Below are 20,522 nucleotides of genomic sequence, written 5' to 3' on the forward strand. Positions count from 1 at the left end.
CCTGCTCATCTCAGGCACGCAGACGGTTATCCAACGTATCGACCAGTTCCGCCCAGTCGGCATCATCGGCAATTTCTTCGCGCAGAAATTGCGCCTGCGCCGTATTCCAGAAAGAGGCATCTGCCAATCGAATCGCGCCATCCAGCGGGCGATGGCTGGCAATGAACTGCTCGATGGCAGGGGCTTCATCCGGCAATCCCAGTTGGCGAAAAAGTTCGCTCAATTGATGTACGGGTGCTTCCATGATTGGACTCCTCAAAGCATTTCCAGCGCCAGGGCGATGCCTTGGCCGCCACCGATGCATAGCGTCACGATGCCACGCTTCAGGCCATCGCGTTGCATCGAGTGCAGCAGCCGCGTCGTCAGCACGGCGCCCGAAGCGCCGTTGGGATGACCGTGGGCGATGGCGCCACCCTCGACGTTGACCACCTCCGGCGCCAGCCCGAGTTCGCGGGTACAGGCAATGGCAATCGCGGCAAAGGCTTCGTTGATTTCGGCGCGATCGACGTCGCTGACTTGCCAACCGGCCCGCGCCAGCGCCTGACGCACCGCCGGCACCGGACCGATACCGAAAAATCCCGGCTCAACGGCGGCCACGCCGTAGGCGACCAATCTCGCCATCGGCTGCAAACCGTTGGCCTCGGCAAAACCACGCTCGGCAACGATCATCGCCGCCGCCCCGCTATTCAGCCCCGGCGCATTGCCGGCCGTTATGCTGCCCTCCTTGCGAAAGGCCGGCTTGAGCTTGGCCAGGGAATCCGCTGTGGTTTCCGGTCGGTTGTGCTCGTCCTTGCCGAACTGTTCCGGCCCTTTGCGCCCCTTGATTTCTACCGAGATAATTTCCGCCGCGAACTTCCCGGCAGCCTGCGCCGCCGAAAAACTCAATTGCGAACGCAGCGCCCAAGCATCCTGATCCGCGCGGCTGATACCGTACTTACTAACCAGATCTTCGGTATGCCAACCCGAGTGCTGTCCGGAGAAGGCATCGTTCAGGCCATCCAGCAACATGCTGTCGAGCAGCGGCACATCGCCCATGCGGGCGCCCCAGCGGCCCTGCGGCAGCAGGTAGGGGGCCATGTCCATATTTTCCATGCCGCCGGCGATGGCGCACTTGAGAAAGCCCGCCCAGACCTCCTGGGCCGCACTGACAATCCCCTGGGCGCCGGAGCCGCAGACCCGATTGACGGCCAGGGCCGGAACCTCGACCGGCAACCCGGCCTGAATGCCGGCCTGCCGGGCAGGGTTCATCTTGCTGCCGGCCTGGATCACCTGGCCCATGACCAGCGTTTCAATTTTTTCCGCAGCCAGTCCGGAACGCTTCAGGGTTTCGCGGATGACCGTCGCACCGAGTTCAGTCGCTGGCGTCGATTTCAGACTGCCAGCATAGGTGCCGATAGGGGTACGAACGAGATTACACAGGACAACGTCGATTGCGCTCATGATGAGAACCTCCACAAGGATGAATCATTCGTCTGGTCAGCCGGCCCAAGCCGGACTGCCGCTCACTTGTGAAGACGAACGCCGCATGAAAAAGATGCAGCAAAATCGGTTTTTCTGCCGGAGATGATGATTGCTACGGTCAACCCGAATTTTGGGCAAAAAATAGAATTTCGCCAGCGTTACTTGTCCGGCGAGTCCGTCAGAGGGGGCCGCGGAACGAAGCAGCAAACATCGCCCTTGTCGTCGAACGTGACCTGGCAAGCGCAGACCAACTGCTCGCGCAGTCGCTGCCGGGCCCTCTGGATTCTGGATTTTGCCCCCGGCAGGGAAATGCCGAGATGTTCAGCCAGGGCCTGCTGCGAATTTCCTTCAATGTCGCAGAAAGTGATTGCCAGCCGGTCATCGGCCGACAGTTCGGAGAGCACCCTCGGCAGGCATTGGCTCAAAGCGTCGACCGTGGGCGCTTCATCGAGCAACACCTCGGGAACATCGCCGGGCAGCGGCACATGCTCGTGGGTATGCCGAAAACGGTCGGCCACGATATTCCGGGCGACCTGGAAGAGCCATGCCCTGGGATTTTCGATGATGCAAAACTGCGTATCCTGTCGTAACGCCCGGATGAAGACTTCCTGCAACAGGTCGTCAGCTTCGTCGACCAAGCCGGAACGGTGGCGCAAAAAACCGTGCAATTCAGCCTCATGGGCCTCCCAGGCGGTGAGCAGGCAGGGCACGCCCATACTAGTCCGGCAGCCCACGGCGCAGGGTCCCGGTCAGCTCGCAGCCGGCCGAAACCGTATTGAAAACCGTCCCGTATTTCTTGAGATTTTCATGCAGCAACTCAAGCCGCCGATCAGGTTCATCACTGTCGACCCAGACGGTGTATTCAATACGCGCCATCTTCGGCGGCGCATCCTGCCGCCAGCCATGAATGCGCACCGCCACACCCCGGAATTCGAACTTGAGCATCGGCGTAACGCGCTCGATACCCTTCAGCATGCAGGCCGATAGCGCAGCGAGCAGCAATTCGGCCGGATTGAACGCATCCTCCCGACCGTCGAGATTGGTATCGAGCGCCACCTCGGCGCACTTGGTGGTCGCCACGCTGCCCTGTGCTGATAGCCGCTGGGCGAAGACTTCGTACTCAAGCATGATCAAACCCCGGTCGATTGGAAGGACGCGTCGATTATCAAGCAGTTTCGGTCGGGAAAAACCGTTTCTTGAACCACAGCGAAAGGCTGACCAGCGCAATCATGACCGGTACTTCGACCAACGGGCCAATCACTGCTGCGAAAGCGGCACCGGAATTGATGCCGTAGACAGCGATCGCCACCGCAATGGCCAGCTCGAAGTTATTGCTGGCAGCGGTGAAGGACAGCGTGGTGCACTTTTTGTAGTTCGCCCCAACCCGCTTGCTCATGTAGAACGAGAACAGGAACATGATCACGAAGTAAATCAGCAACGGGATGGCGATGCGCACGACGTCGAGGGGAATGCTGACAATCAGTTGGCCCTTGAGGCTGAACATGACGACGATGGTGAATAGCAATGCGACCAGGGTAATCGGACCGATTTTCGGTACGAAGTGCGTGTGATACCACTCCTTGGTCACGTAGCGCAGCATGATGACGCGGGTCAGGACGCCGGCAACGCAAGGAATGCCAAGGTAGATGAAGACGCTTTCGGCGATCTGGCCGATCGAGACATCGACCACCATGCCGCTCAGCCCGAACATCGGCGGCAACACGGTGACGAAGAACCAGGCATAGATACTGAAAAACAGTACCTGGAAGATCGAGTTGAAGGCAACCAGACCAGCCGCGTACTCGGTCGAACCCTTGGCTATTTCGTTCCAGACAATGACCATGGCGATGCAGCGGGCCAGCCCGATCAGGATCAGGCCGACCATGTATTCCGGCTTGTCCGGCAGGAAGATGATGGCCAGCGCGAACATCAAGATCGGCCCGAGGATCCAGTTCTGCACCAGCGACAGGCCGAGTACCTTCTTGTCTTTGAAGACGTCGGGCAATTCCTCATAACGCACCTTGGCGAAGGGCGGGTACATCATCAGGATCAGGCCCAGCGCAATCGGGATATTGGTCGTCCCGACCTGGAAGCGGTTGATGAAGGCCTCGGTACCCGGCACCAAATAGCCCAGGCCGATGCCCAGCGCCATCGCGGCGAAGATCCAGACCGTCAGGTAGCGGTCGAGAAAGGATAGTTTTTTGGTAACTTCACTCATGATTTATCTCGATCAGGCTGTCACAGGGTGGCAATTGGCCAGGGCACGCAAACGCTCGACGCCAACCGGTTCGTCCTGGATTAACGGTACAACTGCGTAACGGACGGCATGGGTATGGGCCACTAGGTCAATCTGGGCCAGTTCATTGACGGCGCGTTGGCGCAGCAACGGCGAAGACGACTGCACCGCCGCCACGCTGTTGTTGATGACCCAGGCCCAGGGCTCGATGCCGGCACGACGCAAATCCGACTGCAGGTTGGCTGCTTCGAGCACTGGCGTCGTTTCGGCCAGCGTCGCAATCAGCACCTTGGTCTGCTTGGCATCCTGCAACTGCATCATCGGCGTCGTGTAGTGCATGTCCTTGCCGCTCATCTGGCGGGCGATTTCGCGGTGATAGGCACCGGTCGCATCGAGCAGCAACAAGGTGTGGCCGGTTGGCGCCGTATCCATGACGACGAATTTCTTGCCGGCTTCGCGGATGACACGGGAGAAAGCCTGGAAGACGGCAATTTCCTCGGTGCAGGGCGAGCGCAGATCCTCCTCCAGCAGCGCCCGGCCCTGAGCATCCAGCGTCGCCCCTTTGCTCTCCAGAACATGCTGGCGATATCGCTCGGTTTCGGCCTGCGGATCGATACGGCTGACCGTCAGATGTTCAAGACTGCCGGCCAGGGTTTCCGACAAATGCGCAGCCGGATCCGAGGTCGTCAGATGAACCGGCAAGCCCCGGCTGGCCAGTTCGACAGCAACCGCAGCCGCCAGCGTCGTTTTGCCAACCCCGCCCTTGCCCATCAGCATGACCAGTCCATGGCCATCGGCGGCAATGCCATCGACCAGCACGGCCAGGCTAGGAACCTCAGGGAGCACCGCCGCTGCGGGAATATCCGATGCCGCATCAAAGGCACTGGCAACCAGCAACTTCCGGAGTGCATCCAGACCAACCAGATTGAACGGTTTCAAGCCGACCTGATCGATGGGCAAGGCTTTCAGAACTGCCGGGATCTCAAGCAAGGCAGCCTGCTCACGGTTGTAGATGGCTTTGGCCAGGAGATCGCTACTCACGGCGGATTCGGGCAGTACGCCATTGATCACCAGGTACTGCTGCTTGAGGCCGATACCAGCCAGTTCTTCATGCGTCCGCGCGACCTCGCGCAAGGTCGCTGCCTGGGCGCGGGCAACCAGGATCAGCCGCGTCCGCACTGGATCGGCCAACGCTTCAACCGCAGATTTGTATTGGGTGCGTTGCTTTTCCAGTCCAGCCAGAGGCCCCAGACAGGAAGCGTCGCCTTTGCCCTCTTCAAGGAAGCCAGTCCATGCCCCGGGCAATTGCAGCAGGCGGATGGTGTGGCCAGTCGGCGCGGTATCGAAAATGATGTGATCGTAACCGGCCACCAGCGCCGAATCGGTCAGCAACGCGGTGAACTCGTCGAATGCGGCAATTTCTGTCGTACATGCGCCCGACAACTGCTCTTCGATGCCCTTCACCACGGCCTCCGGCAATACGCCACGCACCGGACCGACAATCCGGTCCCGATAGGCTTGGGCCGCCGCCTGCGGATCGATTTCCAGCGCAAACAAACCCGGAACAGCCTCGATGCCGACAATGCGGTTACCGATTTCCACGCCAAATACCTGGCCGACATTGGAAGCCGGATCGGTACTGACCAGCAGAACGCGATGTCCGGCTTCAGCCAACTGGATTGAGGTGGCACAAGCAATCGAGGTTTTACCTACCCCGCCTTTGCCGGTGAAAAACAGATAGCGCGGCGGCTGTTCAAGGAATTTCATGGCGACCCTTATTTGATTAGCAGCACTTGGAACCGCTGCAACAGCTTTTGGCCGGCGCCTCTGCGTCGACCGCAGCAGCGTCAGTTTTTGCCCAGCGCGCCAACTCGGCACGGTTCGGATAACGACCAGCCAGGGCAAATTCGCCATCGACCAGGATCAGCGGCAACGCCTCTTGACCCGAACGCTCAAGGAAGCCTTTGACCACGGCATTTTCAGCGAAGGCCATGGGCTGCTGGGCAAGGTTGAAGCGTTCAACTTGCGCCCCTTGCTGCTTTGCCCAATCGACATCGGCAGAAAAGCTGACCAGTTGCTGGTCGACATCAACGCCACAAACGCCTGTGCTGCAGCACAAGGCGGGATCGAAAACTTGAATCACTGACATGAGATTGCTCCTTGAAAAGGTATGCCTAATTCACCGGCACTATTGAATGCACCAGCCCTAAAAATTCCGTTTCACCTGGCTGTTTGAGATTCCGACCTCAAACTGTCGATCAACTCTCCAATCGCAAGCTCCAACTGGCGGAAGGACTTCAAAAATGCGCGATCCAGTTCGTCATGTGTGCCCGTTGCCTCCTCCGGGTCTGAAATTGGCCAGCACACGGCATCTTGCCCACTGATCGATCGGACACTACTGAGCAGTGCTGAATCTTCGCAAATCGTTATGACTTTTTGCGGTTTGATAAATACGTGTTCAATCGGCTTGGGTTTGAGCAGATGTGTCGGAATTGCATACCGGCTCAGCAATGAAACCACCCGTAGATGAACGTCTTTTGCCGGCTGGTATCCGGCACTGGCGGCAAGCCAACCATGCGGCGCCAAATGATTGAATATCGCCTCCGCCATAATGGACCGACAGGAATTGCCCCCATCAACGAACAACACGCTCACAGCGATGGGCTCACTGGTCACCCGTCACACCCTTCGAGGCAATGGAGTCCACGCCACAGGCCCTTATTCCTGAGCAGCCGCTTCCTCGTGAATCCGCTTGGCAGCAGCCTTGATGTCTGCCGCAGACATTGTCTCAAGCGGCAACGCAAGGAAGGCCTTGATGCGGCGTTCCAACTGCTGATAGGCAACTTCAAAGGCTTCAACACGAGCCGACATCGGCTCGACATGCGCAGGATCGGGAATACCCCAGTGCGCGGTAGTCGGATGACCGATCCAGACAGGACAGGTTTCGCCAGCGGCACTCGCACAGACCGTAAAAATGTAGTCAATCTCGGGAGCCCCCGGGGCAGCAAATTCGTCCCACGACTTGCTTCGCGCTTCTGGCAAGGGAACGCCGTGCTTTTCAAGCGTTTCCAGGGCGACCGGATTCACTTTCCCCGACGGTTGGCTACCCGCCGAGTAAGCACGAATCCGACCTTGCCCAAGGTGGTTGAACAAAGCTTCACCAAGAATGGACCGTGCTGAATTCCCGGTACAGAGGACAAGTACGTTGCAGGTTGTTTTGGACATGGGATTGATCACTATTCGAGTTACTTAGGAAGATTTTCAGGATCACAGGGAACAACTTCGATCCCGCAGGCGGTACCGCTGCAGCAGTGCTCTGTCAGGTAGGCCAGAAGGTCATTCATCGCTGGATAATTCGCCGAGTAGTAGACAAAGCGCCCGGACTGGCTGGAGCGAACCAAACCGGCGATGGCCAACTCCTTCAAATGAAACGAAAGGCGTCCGTTAGCTTCTGTGCCAAGGCGCTCAGCAATAGCGCCCACGGAAAGCCCCTCAGCCCCCGCTTGAACGAGCAAGCGGAATATCTGCAAACGAGTTTCTTGCGCCAGCGCACCTAGCGCGGCAACGGCTTCTTTGATAGTCATATTTCTATAATAATAGAATTGTATAAATCGCTCAACGACAGTTTTGTTACAAGAGTTAAGTGCTGTCGTGAGCGACCCCGGCTCAATTTCAGGGAGTGTTATGTTGACGCGCGTTGAAAACTGACCAGGTGGTCAAATTTAAACGCGCGCCGACAAGTGTTAATCAAGGAGTAGCTATGCGCATTCTATTTATTCTTCTGGCTGCAATTTCCATAAACGCATTTGCCGCCGATGCCACGCCATCAACCACGCAGGATCGGGCAACTCAGGCCCCCCAGTGTTACAACGGGGATGATGGGAAGTTCTACAAAGTCGGCGAGAAGGCAACGATTTCCGGAGTACCTCTGGTTTGCGAAGCGACTGCCGATAAGAAGAACGCCCAGTGGTTAGGTGTGAAGCACACAAAATAAGCCTAAACAGATATGCCAAACGGGCTTGGCCGAAGGAGCATCCAAGCCCGTAGCGAGAATTGAGTCGTGTTGAGTCGACTCCGCTCCACGGAAATGCCTAATCAATATGCATTTAGCGCTCTGGCAACCTATTTGCCGGTAGCCCCCTGCATATGCCCCCACTCCCGGGAGACGCCACAGCCTCGACGGCCTACTCTCTGCTCATGCATTCACATAGAGGTACCTCTACCTGCCGATTATCGCCATCTGGGGTCTAGCCTATATCCGCATCTTCTTCGATGCGACACCCCGAGTGCCGCCTGAACACCAAGCCTTGTCCTGTCCTAATCCTGAAACGCTTGGGTGACAGCTTCGACGATTTCTGCCCACACACCGGGCTGCCGCAACACCGGCATTTCCTTGGCAAGCACATTGCTGAGTTCGCCACGGTTCTGCTCAAGCGAGCGCAGCACCCTGTCCGCCTGTTGGTCCGGCATCTCGACCACTTCCTTAAGTGCAGCGCGCGCCCGTGCATGGCTGCGCAGGTAACGAGACTCTTCGCGCATCTGTTCGGTCAGGGTCCGCCCGATGACGTTGGACAGGAACACCACGTGAGGCCCCAGATCGGGATAACGCCACAGCGACCTGGCCTGTTCGGCTCCGTGGAAGGCGAAATTTGACACCACGCCATCCTGGTAGGTGGTCTGCACTGGCTCGAACACGATCTGCTCCCGCACGGCCTGTATCAGGGGCTTGGATACCTCATCCAGCACCCGGTCATAGCCGCGCCGCTCCCCGGCGTCGTCCGTGATGACGGCGGATAGGGGCAGAATCACAGGCTCTGGGATCACGCCATCGCGACGCAAGACGTCGTTGACCAGGAATCGATGTACACGGCCATTACCGTCGGCCAGTGGGTGGATGTAAACAAAGCCGAAAGCCGCCACTGCGCTACGCATCGTGGGCGACTGACCTTGCGTTCTTTCCAGGAATGTCTGCAGCCCGTCCAGCATCGCGGCGATCTCGTCAACCGGTGGCGCCACGTAGTGCACGACCTCCTGGTAGCGCACCATCTCGCCGACGAACACGGGAGACTGGCGCACCCCGAAATGGGTAATCGTTGTCCGATCGCCCAGGATTTCCCGCTGCAACTCGGCCAGCGCGGCATCGCAAAACGGTAAATCCCCCTGACCGGTGCGCCGCGCCATCACATCCGCAAAACGCTGCACCCGCCCTGCCCGATCGGCTTCTCCTTCGATGGCAAAGCTTGCTTTGCTCTCTCGCAGCGTCATCCAGACTGCTGCCCGCATCAGCAGGTCTTCGCCAAACTCGGCGGTCAGTTCCCCGAACAGGCGTGGCACGTCCAGACTGGCAGCCCGATTCACCGCATCGGTCTTGACCACCATTGGGCAAAAACTCCGAGCACCCGGCAGGTTGTCATTCACCCGCCAGCGCTGCACTTTGACGACCCGGTCGGGCGATGCCGCCACCAGTTTGGCGTCGTCAATGGCATCAATGTAATTACCCCCCAGGCGCTCCGGCACCGCCAGCGTCTCTCCTGTCAGCCACTCGTACAGGAAGGCGGCCCGACGGGCATACTGCCCGGTCGGTTCGGCCATGACCCAGGCTTGAACGAAATCCGGACCGCTTCGCCCGAAGAGGCGAGCGAGGAATTCCAGATGGGGTACCTCGTGACGAAGGTGAAACTGTAGGTGCGCTGCCGACTCTGCAACTGGCCGCATGACCTCCGTATAGACCTCCGAACGGAAGCCGTTGTCGACTTGGGTCGCTCGCCGCCCCCCAATCTGACTGACCACAGGCGATCTCCCCAGCGGCATCACTCCGTAGGTCTGCGCCAGCCAGGCAGCGCCAATCAGTTCTGTCGGTAGTCCAGTCATGCGGCGTCTCCAGAGAATACGGTTTTCGTTTGCACAAAAACGATGATGCAAGCAAGGAGTCGACATCCACTTGGTTAAGGCTGCGTCAAATCAATTATATTCAATGCTTGTTGCTCAAAAACGATTATGCAGCAAATTAACCCGCCCTCCAACCCTCTTCAAAGGGCGGGAAGAAATGACCTGAATATACACAGCAGGGTCTTCGACAACAGAAATTCGTACCCAACACTGAGCCCCCGAAAAATTCCTATAGGAACAAGATTTTTGTATTTTCAGAACGTGATCAAGGTATTTATACACCCTAGCTGCCTGGAGGCTTAGTGACGTTCTTGCCACCGGCAAGGATGTCGAGCTTTATGGAAAATCACCTTGGCGCTGCTCTGCCAAGATGTCCTCGAGCGTGCGCACATGCCCAAGCTTTGCCAGTTTCAAGTCATAGCCAGCAGTTTCGAGCAGGCGTACCAGCGCAGACACGCTCATATCGCCCTTGGCCAGAGTTTCCATGCGCGTCACGGTTGTGCGCGAAACACCGGCCCGCTGTGCGAGTCCATCCTGACTCAGCCGCGCTTCACGGCGAGCATCGGCTTCGTGCTGCAGGTGATGCTGCATCTGCTGTTGCTGCCTTGCGTCTCATTGGTGGTCGGGGTGCTGGCCGGGCGGGCACTGGGGTGTTTTCACCGACGTGGATGAGGCATTAGCCGCGTCAGGTGTCGGCCCACTTGGCTGCATTTATAAAAATCGACCCGACTCATCGCCTTTTTACAGTTGCCCACCAACTGGCAAGGACAGTGTGAATCGCGTGATGCCTTCTGCCGACCTCACGCTGACATCACCACCATGAGCGATCAAGATGGAGCGCGTGATGGCTAATCCTAGGCCTGAGCCTTCGGTTGTTCGTTGGCGGGCACTGTCGGTCCGGTAGAAACGATCAAACAGGCGAGGCAGATGCTCGGCCGCGATACATGACCCCGTGTTTTCCACTGTCAATTTAACCTCCTCATCGCCCTGCGTTTCGATCCGGACCGTTACCGTTCCACCAACCGGGGTGTAGCGCAGCGCATTGGAAAGCAGGTTACTGATCGCCCGACGTAGCATCAGACGGTCGCCGGATACGGTGCCATGACCAATGACAGACAGATGGATTTCCTTTTCCTCGGCCAGCACCCCATAGAACTCCAGCAATTCGGCAACTTCGTCGGCCAGTTCGAGTGGCTCCGGGTGCGGGATGAGTTGGTTATTCTCTGCCTTAGCCAGGAAAAGCATGTCGGCGATCATCCGGGACAGGCGCTCGAACTCTTCCGCATTGGATGCCAGAATGTCCCGATATTCGTCGGCCGATCTGGCGCGCGACAGCGTGACCTGAGTTTGGGTCAGCAAGTTGCTGACTGGTGTTCTCAGTTCATGGGCAAGGTCGGACGAAAAATCCGACAGCCGCTGGAAGGACTCTTCCAGCCGAGACAGCATGTCGTTCAAGGTGTTCGCCAAGTCGCCCAGTTCAAGGGGAATAGCATCGACCGGCAGACGGGTGTGCAGTCGGTTGGCGGTGATCGCGGCAGCTTGACGCTTTATCGTCTGCAGCGGCGCCAGTCCGCGCCGGACGACAAACCAGCCGAGCAGCCCCATGGCCAGCGTGGCGAGTAGCATGAAAACCCACAAGGTTTGCCGGAACGCGCCCATGAAATGCTCGTGATGCGATATTTCGGTGGCTACCACGACTGTGTACGAGGACCCCGCCTGGCCTCGGGTGGTCAGTGTGGCCGAAATGCCTCGCCATGGGAGACCATCGTCGGCGACCCATTTGATCGGGCGTCCACCACCGGTCGCCAGTCGATCGCTGAGCAATTCAGTGGGCAGAACAAGCCCCACATGGGCATCCAAGCGTTGCCGATTAGGTCCGACCACGGCAATAACCAAACCGTGATGCCCAGTCAAAGCCTCATCCAACTGTTTTGCCAGCGTCTCGCCACTTGGCGTGGCCAGCGCTTTCTCAAGAACATGCTTGGCCAACTCCATTTTGCCGGCCAGCACCTCGATGTCCTGCTCTTCGAAGTGTTGTTCCACCGAGCGCCCGATCAACAAGCCGAGCAGGAACAGCACGAATACCGACGCCAATGCAAACCACAAGGTCAAGTGAAGCGTCAGCGATCGACTCCGTGTTTGACTCAATCGGTAATCTCCAAAACGTAGCCCATCCCTCTGACCGTGCGCACCAGCTTCGGTTCGAAGCCTTCGTCAATCTTGACCCGCAGGCGTTTGATGGCGACTTCAATGACATTCGTGTCACTATCGAAATTCATGTCCCAAACCTGGGAGGCGATCAAGGAACGGGGCAACACCTCACCCTGGCGGCGCAGCAATAGTTCGAGCAAGGCAAACTCCTTGGCGGTCAGGTCGATACGTTTCCCCGCACGGGTCACCCGACGCCGCAGGAGATCAAGTTCAAGGTCGGCCGCCCGCAGAAACTCCGACTCTTTTGCCTTGCCCCCCCGCCGCAACAAGGTTCTGACGCGGGCCAGCAATTCCGAAAAAGCAAACGGTTTGACCAGATAATCGTCAGCCCCCAACTCCAGGCCTTTGACCCGGTCTTCCACCTGATCCCGGGCGGTCAGGAACAGTACGGGTATATCCTTCCCGGCCCGCCGAATTCCCTGCAACACCTGCCAGCCATCGATACCCGGCAGCATGACATCAAGGATGGCCAGATCATGCGCCTCGGTCAGCGCCAGATGCAAGCCATCCAGGCCGTTAGCCACCAGATCGACTACGAAACCTGCCTCAACGAGGCCTTGTTTCAGGTATATCCCGGTCTTTGGTTCATCTTCTACGACCAATATTTTCATGACGCTCTCCACCAACCGTTGGCTATCGTTGGTGCATTTTCCGTCGGATTCAGCAGCGATCGCCCTAGATTACGCAAATGTAATCCGTAAGTCAGCCGATTGTTGGTTTCGCGAAAGCATGATGTCCACCATGGGAGCGATAGATTCCCAAGACTCCTCTTTCCCCGTGGAGACATCATGAAACATAGGGTATTGATCCTGGTCGTTGCCATCAGTCCGGTATGGGCCGATGACCACGCGTCCCTATCGACGCCACCTGCAGGCTACCGGTCGGTATTTGTCGACTACAAACCCATGGCGGACGAAACGGTTCAGGATTGGCGGCAAGCCAATGAGCAGATGGGGCGCTTGCGGGGCCATATGGGGCATCTCGACGCAGAAATTCTTGCGCCTTCGAAAGCACAGCAACCTTCGGGAACAGCAACCGAAGCCGCCCCGCTTGAGAAGAAATAAGCCATGTCTTCCCATCTCTCCAAAGGGCTGTACAGCAGCGGCAAGCGCGCCTGGTACGTGGTCGTCCTGACGAGTTTGGCGGGATGCGCCACTTTCTCCAATGACGGCGGCTTCGGCAGCGTTGAACAGACTGTCCACGAGCGGCTCGGCAAGGAAGTGAAGTGGGCGCGCAGCGACAAGGAGCGCGCAACCCTGCAAACTCGCGTCGATGAACTGCTGGCGAAACCGCTGACGGTGGACGACGCCATCCAGTTGGCGCTCTTCAACAACCGGGGGCTGCAGGCCCGCTTTTTTGATCTGGGGATCAGCGAGGCCGACCTGGTGCAGGTCGGTAGGCTGCCCAATCCGCACTTCTCGATGCTGCGGGCCAGCAAACCGGAAAACGGCAGTCGCGAATACAAGATCGAACAAGCGCTGACCTTCAATATCTTCGCCTTGATCACCATGCCACTAGCCGTCGAGGTCGAGCGGCGCAATTTTGCACAAACCCAGCGCCTGGCGATCATCGAGGTGGCCCGTCTGGCCGCCGACACCCGGCAGGCCTATTTCACCGCCGTCGCGGCCGAAGAGTCCGTGCGCTACCTAGGTAAAGTTAAAAAGGGTGCGGAGGCCAGCGCCGAACTGGCCCGCCGGATGGCGCAGGTGGGCAACTTCAGCAAACTGCGTCAGGCTCGGGAACAGGCGTTCTACGCCGATGCGGCGCTGAACCTGGCGCGGGCGGAACAGGCGGCCACCTCCTCCCGGGAGCGCCTGGCCAGAGTTCTTGGACTAGCCGACCGATCGGTTTTCCAGCTTCCCGAGCGGCTGCCGGACTTGCCGACGGCCGTCAATGAACTCCCCGTCCTGGAACAGGTGGCCCTCGATCAGCGCCTCGACCTGCAAGCCACTCGTCTCGAAACCGAAGCCCTGGCCAGTAACTTGGGATTGAGCAAGGCGACCCGCTTGATCAACGTTCTGGAGGTGGGGCCGGCCCGCGTCCTGGAAGGCGCCCGGGACAGCGGCTACAAGAAAGGCTACGAAATCAGCTTTGAGTTGCCGATCTTCGATTGGGGTGGCGCCAAGGTGGCCAAGGCCGAGGCCATCTATATGCAGGCGGTCGAACGGGCTGCCGAGGCCGCGACGACTGCGCGCTCGGAGGTTCGCGAAAGTTATCACGCCTATCGGACCCACTACGATATTGCCCGCCATTATCGCGACGAGATCGTGCCGCTCCACAAGCGGATTTCCGAAGAAAACGTGCTGCGCTACAACGGCATGCTGATTGGCGTGTTCGAGTTGCTTGCCGAGGCGCGAACGCAGATCGCGACGGTTAACAGCTATATCGAGACGTTGCGGGATTTCTGGATTGCCGAGGGCGATCTGCAGATGTCGATGATCGGCAAACCCTCGCTGAACACGGCGGCCCGCGCCACCGTCACGGCGACGGGTCGAGCCGACCACTGAGCGCAAAGGATTCGACATGACTTCTCGTCGCGAATTTTTCAAGAACCTGGGGATAGCTGGTGGTGCCGTCGCCGCCGCTTCGGTCAGTTCCGTCGCCATGGCGGCGCTGCCCGAACTGGTAACGATGGACAAGCCGGATACCATGCCGCCGCTCCAGCCGCCCAACGGGCGCTCTTACAATCCAGTGGCGACCCTCAACGGCTGGACCTTGCCGTGGCGGATGAACAAGGGCGTCAAGGAATTCCATCTCGTCGCCGAACCGGTTGTTCGCGAAATCGCTCCGGGCATGAAAGCCCATTTGTGGGGCTACAACGGACAAAGCCCCGGCCCGACCATCGAGGTCGTCGAAGGCGACCGGGTGCGCATCTTCGTGACCAATCGGCTGCCGGAGCACACCACCATTCACTGGCACGGGCAGCGCCTGCCGAACGGTATGGATGGGGTGGGCGGCCTCAATCAGAAGCAAATTCCGGTCGGCAAGACCTTCGTCTATGAGTTCGTTGCACGACGCCCGGGTACCTTCATGTATCACCCGCATGCCGACGAGATGACCCAGATGGCCATGGGCATGATGGGTTTCTGGGTAACCCACCCGAAGAGCAAGCATCCGCTGATCGAGGAAGTCGACCGCGACTTCTGTTTCCTGCTCAACGCTTATGACATCGACCCGGGCAGCTATACACCGCAGGTCAATACGATGCTCGAGTTCAATCTGTGGACCTGGAACAGCCGGGCATTCCCAGGCATCGATTCGCTGAATGTCCGCAAGGGCGACAAAGTACGCATCCGCATGGGCAACCTGACGATGACCAATCACCCAATGCATTTGCACGGGCACGAGTTTGTCGTCAGTGGCACCGATGGCGGCCCGACGCCAATCGGTTCCCGCTGGCCGGAGGTGACGACCGATGTCGCGGTCGGCCAGATGCGACAGATCGAATTCCTGGCCGATGAGGAAGGCGATTGGGCTTTCCATTGCCACAAGAGCCATCACACGATGAATGCCATGGGACACGACGTGCCGACGATGATTGGCGTGGATCACCGGGGTGTCGTCAAGCAGATCACCGATTTGATTCCCGACTATATGGTGATGGGCGAACGCGGCATGGCGGACATGGGGGAGATGGAAATGCCGATTCCCGACAACACGCTCCCCATGATGACCGGCCAAGGACCCTATGGTGCGGTTGAAATGGGCGGCATGTTCTCGATGCTGAAAGTGCGTCGCGATCAGAAGCCGGGGAATTATCGCGACCCCGGCTGGTACAAGCAGCCCACCGGTACTCAGGCCCACGAATGGATGGGGCCGGTCGCCGAGGCCCCACGAGCGACCACTCACGGTGGAGTGTCGATGCCAGCGAACGGTAACCCGGTGAACCAGGAACTAACCGTTCGCAAACCCGGCAAACATGCCGGCCACTAAGCCGAATTTACTTGAAGAGGTGCTCATCATGCGCAATCGTTGTGATCTTGCCTTGCTCGTCATGCTGTCCATGCCCGGTTTTGCCGCCTACGGCGATGAAAACCACACCGCTCCGACCAAACAGCCGGCGGGCAAACCATCCGGTCAACATGCCGCCGACCTCGGCAGACCGGCGTCGATCAGCGCGGCCACCCGGACGGTCGAAGTGGCTATGGGCGACAGCATGCGTTTCAAACCCGAGCGCATCGAAACCAGACGAGGAGAAACGATTCGCTTTGTTGTGCGCAACCAGGGGCAAGTCAAACACGAATTTGTGCTGGGCACGCCGGCGGAATTGAAGAAACACGCCGCACTGATGGCGAAGTTCCCGCAGATGGAACACGACGACCCGAATGCGGTGTCGGTGGAACCCGGAAAGACCGCGGAATTCGCCTGGACGTTCGCGAAAAAAGGGAGTTTCGATTTCGCCTGCCTCGTTCCGGGACACTTCGAAGCGGGGATGAGAGGCAAGATCATTGTGCACCGCTAGGTCGCAAGATTACATAAATCGGATTCCATTCCGCTTTGGCTTCCCGGTCGGAAAGTCGCACGCCAAGTCGATATCGTCAGCCATGTTTGCCTCGATCATCCTGTGCCAGGATATGTTGATGCGTTCCCTGTACATGGCTTGCCGACTTTTCGCCGGGCATGATCGCTTGAGACAACCCGTCAAGAATGCCGCAGTGGGCAGCATCCCGCGCCTCACCGCAGCGCTCGCGTAGGTCTTTCAGTTGCCTTCCAGTTCCTGGAGTTCTTGCATCCGTTGGGTGACGTGCCCAATGTGTCGGTCAAGGAGGCGATTCACATCCGCGCAGTTCTCCTGGGGTGACTCCTTGAAGTGTAGCAAGACCCGGATCTCATCCAACGTCATGTCCAGACTGCGACAACGCCGAATAAAGGACAGTCGCTGGACATGGGTTTCCCGATAGATGCGGTAGTTGCCTTCGCTGCGTGCCGGTACGGGTAGCAGCCCATCACGCTCGTAATAGCGGATCGTTTCCACATTCGTCCCGGCAAGGCGGGCCAGTTCGCCGATTTTCATCTTCGCCTCCTGACGATCAAACGGACCGAGCCGGTTGGAGCATAATGATCGCCATACCGGCCAACGTGACCGCACTGCCGACAAGATCCCATCGGGTCGGCACAACGCCATCGATCCGCCATAGCCAGATCAGGGCAATCGCCACGTAGACACCGCCGTAGGCGGCGTAGATTCGTCCGGCGGCACCTGGATGCAGGGTCAGCAGCCAGGCAAACAGCCCCAAGGAAACGGCGGCGGGGATCAACAGCCAAACTGAACGCTGCTGGGTCAGCACCAGCCACGGCAGATAGCAGCCGAGAATCTCGGCCAGCGCGGTTATGGCGAACAATCCCAGAACTTTGACGAACTCAAGCATAGTTTCGGCTCCGACTATTTTCCATTATTGTAATCACTTGACTCTGTAGTCACTCAAGGGTTTCTAATGCGGGAAACAAGGAGAACGCCATGAGTCTTGATCCCAACCCGAAGCCCCTTCAGGAAACCGCTCATTGCGGATGTGCCGGTGGCTGTTCAGTAGCAGCGCCCGCAGTCGCTGAAACCCCGGCAGCCGCCGATCTCGCTCAAAGCGATGGCGTGCCCGTTTTCGTGATTCCAACCATGGACTGCCCGAACGAGGAGAATGACATCCGTCGGGCGGTGGCCGGTATCGACGGCATCCGTTCCCTGCGTTTCCAACTGTCGGCACGCACCGTTTCGATAGATGCGACGACGGATGCCCTCGATGCCGCCTTGGCCGCTATCCGCCAGGCGGGGTTCAGCCCCAAAGCGGTGTCGGCAGATCAAGCGGCAACGGAAAACGTCGGCATCAGTGAGTTATGGCGAAGTGTTCTGGCGCTGGGGCTGGCCGTCGGTGCGGAAGCGCTGGATTTCTTCGCGCCCGACACACTGCCTTTCAAGGGCTTCGGAATGACATTGGCCGTCGTCGCCATCTGGCTATCCGGCATTTCAACCTATAGCAAAGGCGTGGCGGCATTGCGGCGCGGGCAGCTAAACATGAACGCTCTGATGGGCGTGGCGGTGACCGGCGCCTTCCTCATTGGCCAGTGGCCCGAGGCGGCGATGGTCATGGCCTTGTATGCGATTGCCGAACTGATCGAAGCCCGCTCCGTGGATCGGGCGCGTAACGCCATCAAAGGCCTGCTCGACCTGACGCCGGAGACGGCGGAAGTTCGGCAGGCTGATGGCACGTGGCTGGAAGTACCAGCCGCAGAGGTAAAGCTGGAGGCCTGCGTTCGGGTCAAACCCGGCGCCAGGATACCGCTCGATGGTCAGGTGACGGCAGGAACCAGTGCAGTCAATCAGGCGCCGGTCACCGGCGAAAGCATCCCGATTGACAAGGTGGTGGGCGACCCGGTATTCGCCGGCACGATCAACGAAACCGGCATCCTGGAGTTCCGTGTCACGGCCGCTGCCGACAACACCACACTGGCCCGCATCATCCACGCGGTCGAACAGGCGCAGGGGACGCAAGCGCCAACCCAACGCTTCGTGGATCGGTTTGCCGCAATCTACACCCCGGCCGTGTTCGGTATCGCGGTTGCCGTGGCCATTTTAACCCCCTGGCTCCTCGGCTGGACCTGGACGCAGGCGCTCTACAAAGCCCTAGTGCTGTTGGTCATCGCTTGCCCCTGCGCGCTGGTGCTTGCCACGCCGGTAACGGTGGTTAGCGGCCTGGCGGCAGCAGCCCGACGAGGCATCCTGATCAAGGGCGGCGTTTATCTTGAAGAGGCCCGCAAACTGCGCGTCATTGCCCTCGACAAAACCGGCACCATCACTGAAGGCAAACCCCGTCTGGTCGCCACGGAACTGCTTCACTCGGCGGTCCCCGAATCCCAGGTGCTTTCCTGGGCGGCCAGCCTGGCAGGGCACTCGGACCATCCGGTCTCAAAAGCGATTGCGACCGGTCTAAAGCTTCCGGAAAATGGCTTGACCGATTTTGTCGCACTCGCCGGACGAGGTATTGAAGCGCGCACGGATGGCCAACTCCTCGTCCTCGGCAATCATCGCCTGATTGAGGAACGCGCTCTGTGTAGTGCCGAGATCGAGGCTCGCCTTCAGGTGCACGAGACGCAAGGCCGGACCGTCACCATGCTGGCATCGGTAAAGCAGGTGCTGGCAATTTTTGCAGTGGCGGACACCATCAAGGAAAGCTCACGGGAGGCGGTGGCCGATCTGCACCGTCTCGGTGTCGTCTCGGTCATGCTGACCGGCGACAATGTGGCGACGGCCGCGAGCATCGCCAAGGAAGCCGGCATCGACGACGCCCGGGGCAATCTTCTGCCAGAGGACAAACTGGCGGCCATCGAAGATTTGCAAAGTCGCTATGGCCCGACCGCGATGACCGGCGACGGCATCAACGACGCGCCAGCGCTGGCCCGGGCCGACATCGGCGTGGCCATGGGCGCGGCGGGCACGGACACGGCGATGGAAGCGGCCGACGTGGTAATCATGAACGACGACCTGCGGCGTATTCCAGAGACCATTCGCCTGTCCCGGCGCACCCATGCGGTCCTCTGGCAAAACATCGGGCTGGCCCTGGGGATCAAGGCGATCTTTCTCGGACTCGCCGTTTTCGGTAATGCGACCATGTGGATGGCGGTCTTCGCCGACATGGGCGCGAGTCTGCTGGTGGTGGGTAACGGCGTGCGACTACTGCGCAAATGATCCCGGATAAGCCCATGATGGACCGGTACCGCTGGCTGGGGTTGGCCATCGGTGTGGCCTTGGCGGACCAAGGGGCCAAGCATTGGATCGCGGGGACCTTCCCCTTGGGCGCAGGCGAAACGGTGTTACCGTTTTTCAATCTCGTCCACATCCTGAATAGCGGCGCAGCCTTCAGTTTTCTCGCGAATGCCGGCGGTTGGCAACGCTATGTCTTCATTGCCCTCGCCTTGGTCGTCTCGGTGGGGCTGACCGTCATGTTGCTCAAAGGCGTGGCGAACCGGTGGGAAGGGTGGGGGTATAGCCTGTTCCTCGGCGGTGCCGTCGGCAACCTGGTAGATCGCTTGGGCCGGGGAGCGGTCGTGGATTATCTGGACTTCCATGCCGGCGGCTGGCACTGGCCAGCCTTCAATCTCGCCGATACGGCGCTTTGTCTGAGCGCCTTTATTCTTCTTTTGGGAACCTTGCTGTCGTCAGCTCAAAGCAAGGCGCCCACTTAGCACGTGCACAGGAAATCTCGATGCAAATCCTGGCTATAAACCAAAACGAGGAACACAAATTGGCTCAACGATCCTTCTCCCTATTTGACCGTCGCACGTTGTCTGCCTTGATGCTCATGGGCCTGGTCCATTGCACTTCGGCAGCCGAGGAACCCTTGCCTCCTGATCAGGCGTTTCGGCTCAAGGCATCCCTGAAGGGTAGCGATACGGTGGTGGCTGAAATCATTCCTGCCAAGAAGCACTACCTCTACAAGAACAAGGTCCGCTTCGCCTTGAAGAACGCCAGCGGCGTCATGATTAAGGAGGTGAAGCTACCTTCCGGCGAGATGAAGAACGACCCCTATTTTGGGCTGATTGAAGTCTATAAATCGCCCGTCGTCGCGGAAATCGTTCTGGAACGCGCTCCCAAGTCTAAAGTCTTCACCCTTTATGCGTCTTATCAGGGGTGCAATGAGAAACTCGGCATCTGTTATCCGCCGATTGAGAAAACCGTTGACATGAAGTTCGATTGACGCCGGGTATCACATTTTTCCATTGCTAGCGTTTAGCC

23 protein-coding genes and 1 pseudogene are annotated in these 20,522 nt (G+C 58.9%); 8 read left to right on the forward strand and 16 right to left on the reverse strand.

Features of this window, described 5'->3' with window-relative positions:
* Positions 1-10 precede the first annotated feature (10 nt).
* From IPM73_10040 to IPM73_10085, 10 genes are all read right to left on the reverse strand, one after another.
* Complete coding sequence (locus IPM73_10040; protein ID MBK8918368.1) at positions 11-244, reverse strand: DUF2789 domain-containing protein; 234 nt, start codon at positions 242-244, stop codon at positions 11-13.
* Between the two features lie 11 nt (positions 245-255).
* On the reverse strand, positions 256-1,440 hold the full coding sequence (locus tag IPM73_10045) for an acetyl-CoA C-acyltransferase (protein MBK8918369.1): 1,185 nt from the start codon (positions 1,438-1,440) through the stop codon (positions 256-258).
* Between the two features lie 179 nt (positions 1,441-1,619).
* The gene (locus tag IPM73_10050) at positions 1,620-2,177 is read right to left on the reverse strand and encodes a sigma-70 family RNA polymerase sigma factor (GenBank protein MBK8918370.1); all 558 of its coding nucleotides are present in this window, start codon (positions 2,175-2,177) and stop codon (positions 1,620-1,622) included.
* A gap of 1 nt (position 2,178) precedes the next feature.
* The gene (locus IPM73_10055) at positions 2,179-2,589 is read right to left on the reverse strand and encodes an OsmC family protein (GenBank protein ID MBK8918371.1); all 411 of its coding nucleotides are present in this window, start codon (positions 2,587-2,589) and stop codon (positions 2,179-2,181) included.
* A gap of 37 nt (positions 2,590-2,626) precedes the next feature.
* Positions 2,627-3,679 carry an ACR3 family arsenite efflux transporter gene (gene arsB / locus IPM73_10060; GenBank protein MBK8918372.1) on the reverse strand — a complete coding sequence of 351 codons (1,053 nt, stop codon included), beginning with the start codon at positions 3,677-3,679 and terminating at the stop codon, positions 2,627-2,629.
* Positions 3,680-3,691: 12 nt separating this feature from the next.
* The gene (arsA, locus tag IPM73_10065) at positions 3,692-5,464 is read right to left on the reverse strand and encodes an arsenical pump-driving ATPase (protein ID MBK8918373.1); all 1,773 of its coding nucleotides are present in this window, start codon (positions 5,462-5,464) and stop codon (positions 3,692-3,694) included.
* A 16-nt stretch (positions 5,465-5,480) separates the two neighbouring features.
* Positions 5,481-5,846, reverse strand: a complete 366-nt coding sequence (gene arsD, locus IPM73_10070) for an arsenite efflux transporter metallochaperone ArsD (protein ID MBK8918374.1) — start codon at positions 5,844-5,846, stop codon at positions 5,481-5,483.
* A 71-nt stretch (positions 5,847-5,917) separates the two neighbouring features.
* A complete protein-coding gene (locus tag IPM73_10075) occupies positions 5,918-6,373 on the reverse strand; it encodes an arsenate reductase ArsC (GenBank protein ID MBK8918375.1) in 456 nt (151 codons plus the stop codon).
* A gap of 42 nt (positions 6,374-6,415) precedes the next feature.
* Positions 6,416-6,922 (reverse strand): arsenate reductase ArsC, encoded by a 507-nt coding sequence (locus tag IPM73_10080; protein ID MBK8918376.1) that lies wholly within the window; start codon positions 6,920-6,922, stop codon positions 6,416-6,418.
* 20 nt (positions 6,923-6,942) lie between these two features.
* The gene (locus IPM73_10085; GenBank protein MBK8918377.1) at positions 6,943-7,281 is read right to left on the reverse strand and encodes a helix-turn-helix transcriptional regulator; all 339 of its coding nucleotides are present in this window, start codon (positions 7,279-7,281) and stop codon (positions 6,943-6,945) included.
* A gap of 176 nt (positions 7,282-7,457) precedes the next feature.
* Here IPM73_10085 and IPM73_10090 point away from each other — a divergent pair, with 176 nt between their 5' ends.
* Entirely contained in the window at positions 7,458-7,691 is a 234-nt protein-coding gene (locus tag IPM73_10090; GenBank protein ID MBK8918378.1) for a hypothetical protein, read from the forward strand.
* Positions 7,692-8,014: 323 nt separating this feature from the next.
* Here IPM73_10090 and IPM73_10095 read toward each other — a convergent pair whose 3' ends face one another.
* From IPM73_10095 to IPM73_10110, 4 genes are all read right to left on the reverse strand, one after another.
* Positions 8,015-9,568, reverse strand: coding sequence for a Fic family protein (locus IPM73_10095; GenBank protein ID MBK8918379.1), 1,554 nt, complete (start codon positions 9,566-9,568; stop codon positions 8,015-8,017).
* Positions 9,569-9,922: 354 nt separating this feature from the next.
* Positions 9,923-10,177 carry a helix-turn-helix transcriptional regulator gene (locus IPM73_10100; protein ID MBK8918380.1) on the reverse strand — a complete coding sequence of 85 codons (255 nt, stop codon included), beginning with the start codon at positions 10,175-10,177 and terminating at the stop codon, positions 9,923-9,925.
* A gap of 150 nt (positions 10,178-10,327) precedes the next feature.
* Positions 10,328-11,734 (reverse strand): heavy metal sensor histidine kinase, encoded by a 1,407-nt coding sequence (locus IPM73_10105; protein ID MBK8918381.1) that lies wholly within the window; start codon positions 11,732-11,734, stop codon positions 10,328-10,330.
* On the reverse strand, positions 11,731-12,408 hold the full coding sequence (locus IPM73_10110) for a heavy metal response regulator transcription factor (GenBank protein MBK8918382.1): 678 nt from the start codon (positions 12,406-12,408) through the stop codon (positions 11,731-11,733). Before IPM73_10110 ends, IPM73_10105 begins: the two co-directional genes overlap by 4 nt.
* Positions 12,409-12,585: 177 nt before the next feature.
* Between IPM73_10110 and IPM73_10115 the strand changes: the two genes are divergently transcribed.
* The 4 genes from IPM73_10115 to IPM73_10130 are packed head-to-tail and all read left to right on the forward strand — an operon-like array spanning position 12,586 to position 16,259.
* Positions 12,586-12,861 (forward strand): hypothetical protein, encoded by a 276-nt coding sequence (locus IPM73_10115; protein MBK8918383.1) that lies wholly within the window; start codon positions 12,586-12,588, stop codon positions 12,859-12,861.
* A gap of 3 nt (positions 12,862-12,864) precedes the next feature.
* The gene (locus tag IPM73_10120; protein ID MBK8918384.1) at positions 12,865-14,304 is read left to right on the forward strand and encodes a TolC family protein; all 1,440 of its coding nucleotides are present in this window, start codon (positions 12,865-12,867) and stop codon (positions 14,302-14,304) included.
* A 16-nt stretch (positions 14,305-14,320) separates the two neighbouring features.
* Complete coding sequence (locus IPM73_10125; protein ID MBK8918385.1) at positions 14,321-15,730, forward strand: copper oxidase; 1,410 nt, start codon at positions 14,321-14,323, stop codon at positions 15,728-15,730.
* 28 nt (positions 15,731-15,758) lie between these two features.
* Positions 15,759-16,259: a cupredoxin family protein gene (locus IPM73_10130; protein MBK8918386.1), complete on the forward strand. Its 501-nt coding sequence runs from the start codon at positions 15,759-15,761 to the stop codon at positions 16,257-16,259.
* Positions 16,260-16,335: 76 nt separating this feature from the next.
* On the opposite strand, the pseudogene cadR reads toward IPM73_10130, so the two are convergent.
* Both cadR and IPM73_10140 read right to left on the reverse strand, forming a co-directional pair.
* Positions 16,336-16,811: pseudogene (gene cadR / locus IPM73_10135) on the reverse strand (Cd(II)/Pb(II)-responsive transcriptional regulator).
* A gap of 16 nt (positions 16,812-16,827) precedes the next feature.
* Positions 16,828-17,166, reverse strand: a complete 339-nt coding sequence (locus tag IPM73_10140; protein MBK8918387.1) for a YnfA family protein — start codon at positions 17,164-17,166, stop codon at positions 16,828-16,830.
* Positions 17,167-17,255: 89 nt separating this feature from the next.
* On the opposite strand from IPM73_10140, the gene IPM73_10145 reads away from it, so the two are divergent.
* Genes IPM73_10145 through IPM73_10155 form a run of 3 tightly spaced genes read left to right on the forward strand, consistent with a single transcriptional unit; the run spans position 17,256 to position 20,484 of the window.
* A complete protein-coding gene (locus IPM73_10145) occupies positions 17,256-19,475 on the forward strand; it encodes a heavy metal translocating P-type ATPase (protein ID MBK8918388.1) in 2,220 nt (739 codons plus the stop codon).
* A complete protein-coding gene (locus tag IPM73_10150; protein MBK8918389.1) occupies positions 19,472-19,972 on the forward strand; it encodes a lipoprotein signal peptidase in 501 nt (166 codons plus the stop codon). The genes IPM73_10145 and IPM73_10150 overlap by 4 nt, the downstream gene beginning before the upstream one ends.
* A gap of 20 nt (positions 19,973-19,992) precedes the next feature.
* Complete coding sequence (locus IPM73_10155; GenBank protein ID MBK8918390.1) at positions 19,993-20,484, forward strand: protein-disulfide reductase DsbD N-terminal domain-containing protein; 492 nt, start codon at positions 19,993-19,995, stop codon at positions 20,482-20,484.
* The last annotated feature ends 38 nt before the right edge of the window (positions 20,485-20,522 follow it).

Source organism: Betaproteobacteria bacterium (assembly GCA_016720065.1).
Classification (GTDB): Bacteria; Pseudomonadota; Gammaproteobacteria; order Burkholderiales; family Rhodocyclaceae; genus SSSZ01.

Excerpts from the sequence above, each read along its gene's own strand:
- IPM73_10085 (MBK8918377.1), bottom strand. The coding sequence starts at position 7,281 with ATGACTATCAAAGAAGCCGTTGCCGCGCTAGGTGCGCTGGCGCAAGAA.
- arsD (MBK8918374.1), bottom strand. The coding sequence starts at position 5,846 with ATGTCAGTGATTCAAGTTTTCGATCCCGCCTTGTGCTGCAGCACAGGC.
- IPM73_10055 (MBK8918371.1), bottom strand. The coding sequence starts at position 2,589 with ATGCTTGAGTACGAAGTCTTCGCCCAGCGGCTATCAGCACAGGGCAGC.
- IPM73_10150 (MBK8918389.1), top strand. The coding sequence starts at position 19,472 with ATGATCCCGGATAAGCCCATGATGGACCGGTACCGCTGGCTGGGGTTG.
- IPM73_10120 (MBK8918384.1), top strand. The coding sequence starts at position 12,865 with ATGTCTTCCCATCTCTCCAAAGGGCTGTACAGCAGCGGCAAGCGCGCC.
- IPM73_10090 (MBK8918378.1), top strand. The coding sequence starts at position 7,458 with ATGCGCATTCTATTTATTCTTCTGGCTGCAATTTCCATAAACGCATTT.
- IPM73_10140 (MBK8918387.1), bottom strand. The coding sequence starts at position 17,166 with ATGCTTGAGTTCGTCAAAGTTCTGGGATTGTTCGCCATAACCGCGCTG.
- IPM73_10100 (MBK8918380.1), bottom strand. The coding sequence starts at position 10,177 with ATGCAGCATCACCTGCAGCACGAAGCCGATGCTCGCCGTGAAGCGCGG.
- IPM73_10045 (MBK8918369.1), bottom strand. The coding sequence starts at position 1,440 with ATGAGCGCAATCGACGTTGTCCTGTGTAATCTCGTTCGTACCCCTATC.
- IPM73_10145 (MBK8918388.1), top strand. The coding sequence starts at position 17,256 with ATGAGTCTTGATCCCAACCCGAAGCCCCTTCAGGAAACCGCTCATTGC.
- IPM73_10080 (MBK8918376.1), bottom strand. The coding sequence starts at position 6,922 with ATGTCCAAAACAACCTGCAACGTACTTGTCCTCTGTACCGGGAATTCA.
- IPM73_10115 (MBK8918383.1), top strand. The coding sequence starts at position 12,586 with ATGAAACATAGGGTATTGATCCTGGTCGTTGCCATCAGTCCGGTATGG.
- arsB (MBK8918372.1), bottom strand. The coding sequence starts at position 3,679 with ATGAGTGAAGTTACCAAAAAACTATCCTTTCTCGACCGCTACCTGACG.
- IPM73_10050 (MBK8918370.1), bottom strand. The coding sequence starts at position 2,177 with ATGGGCGTGCCCTGCCTGCTCACCGCCTGGGAGGCCCATGAGGCTGAA.
- arsA (MBK8918373.1), bottom strand. The coding sequence starts at position 5,464 with ATGAAATTCCTTGAACAGCCGCCGCGCTATCTGTTTTTCACCGGCAAA.
- IPM73_10095 (MBK8918379.1), bottom strand. The coding sequence starts at position 9,568 with ATGACTGGACTACCGACAGAACTGATTGGCGCTGCCTGGCTGGCGCAG.
- IPM73_10110 (MBK8918382.1), bottom strand. The coding sequence starts at position 12,408 with ATGAAAATATTGGTCGTAGAAGATGAACCAAAGACCGGGATATACCTG.
- IPM73_10040 (MBK8918368.1), bottom strand. The coding sequence starts at position 244 with ATGGAAGCACCCGTACATCAATTGAGCGAACTTTTTCGCCAACTGGGA.
- IPM73_10155 (MBK8918390.1), top strand. The coding sequence starts at position 19,993 with ATGCAAATCCTGGCTATAAACCAAAACGAGGAACACAAATTGGCTCAA.
- IPM73_10125 (MBK8918385.1), top strand. The coding sequence starts at position 14,321 with ATGACTTCTCGTCGCGAATTTTTCAAGAACCTGGGGATAGCTGGTGGT.
- IPM73_10130 (MBK8918386.1), top strand. The coding sequence starts at position 15,759 with ATGCGCAATCGTTGTGATCTTGCCTTGCTCGTCATGCTGTCCATGCCC.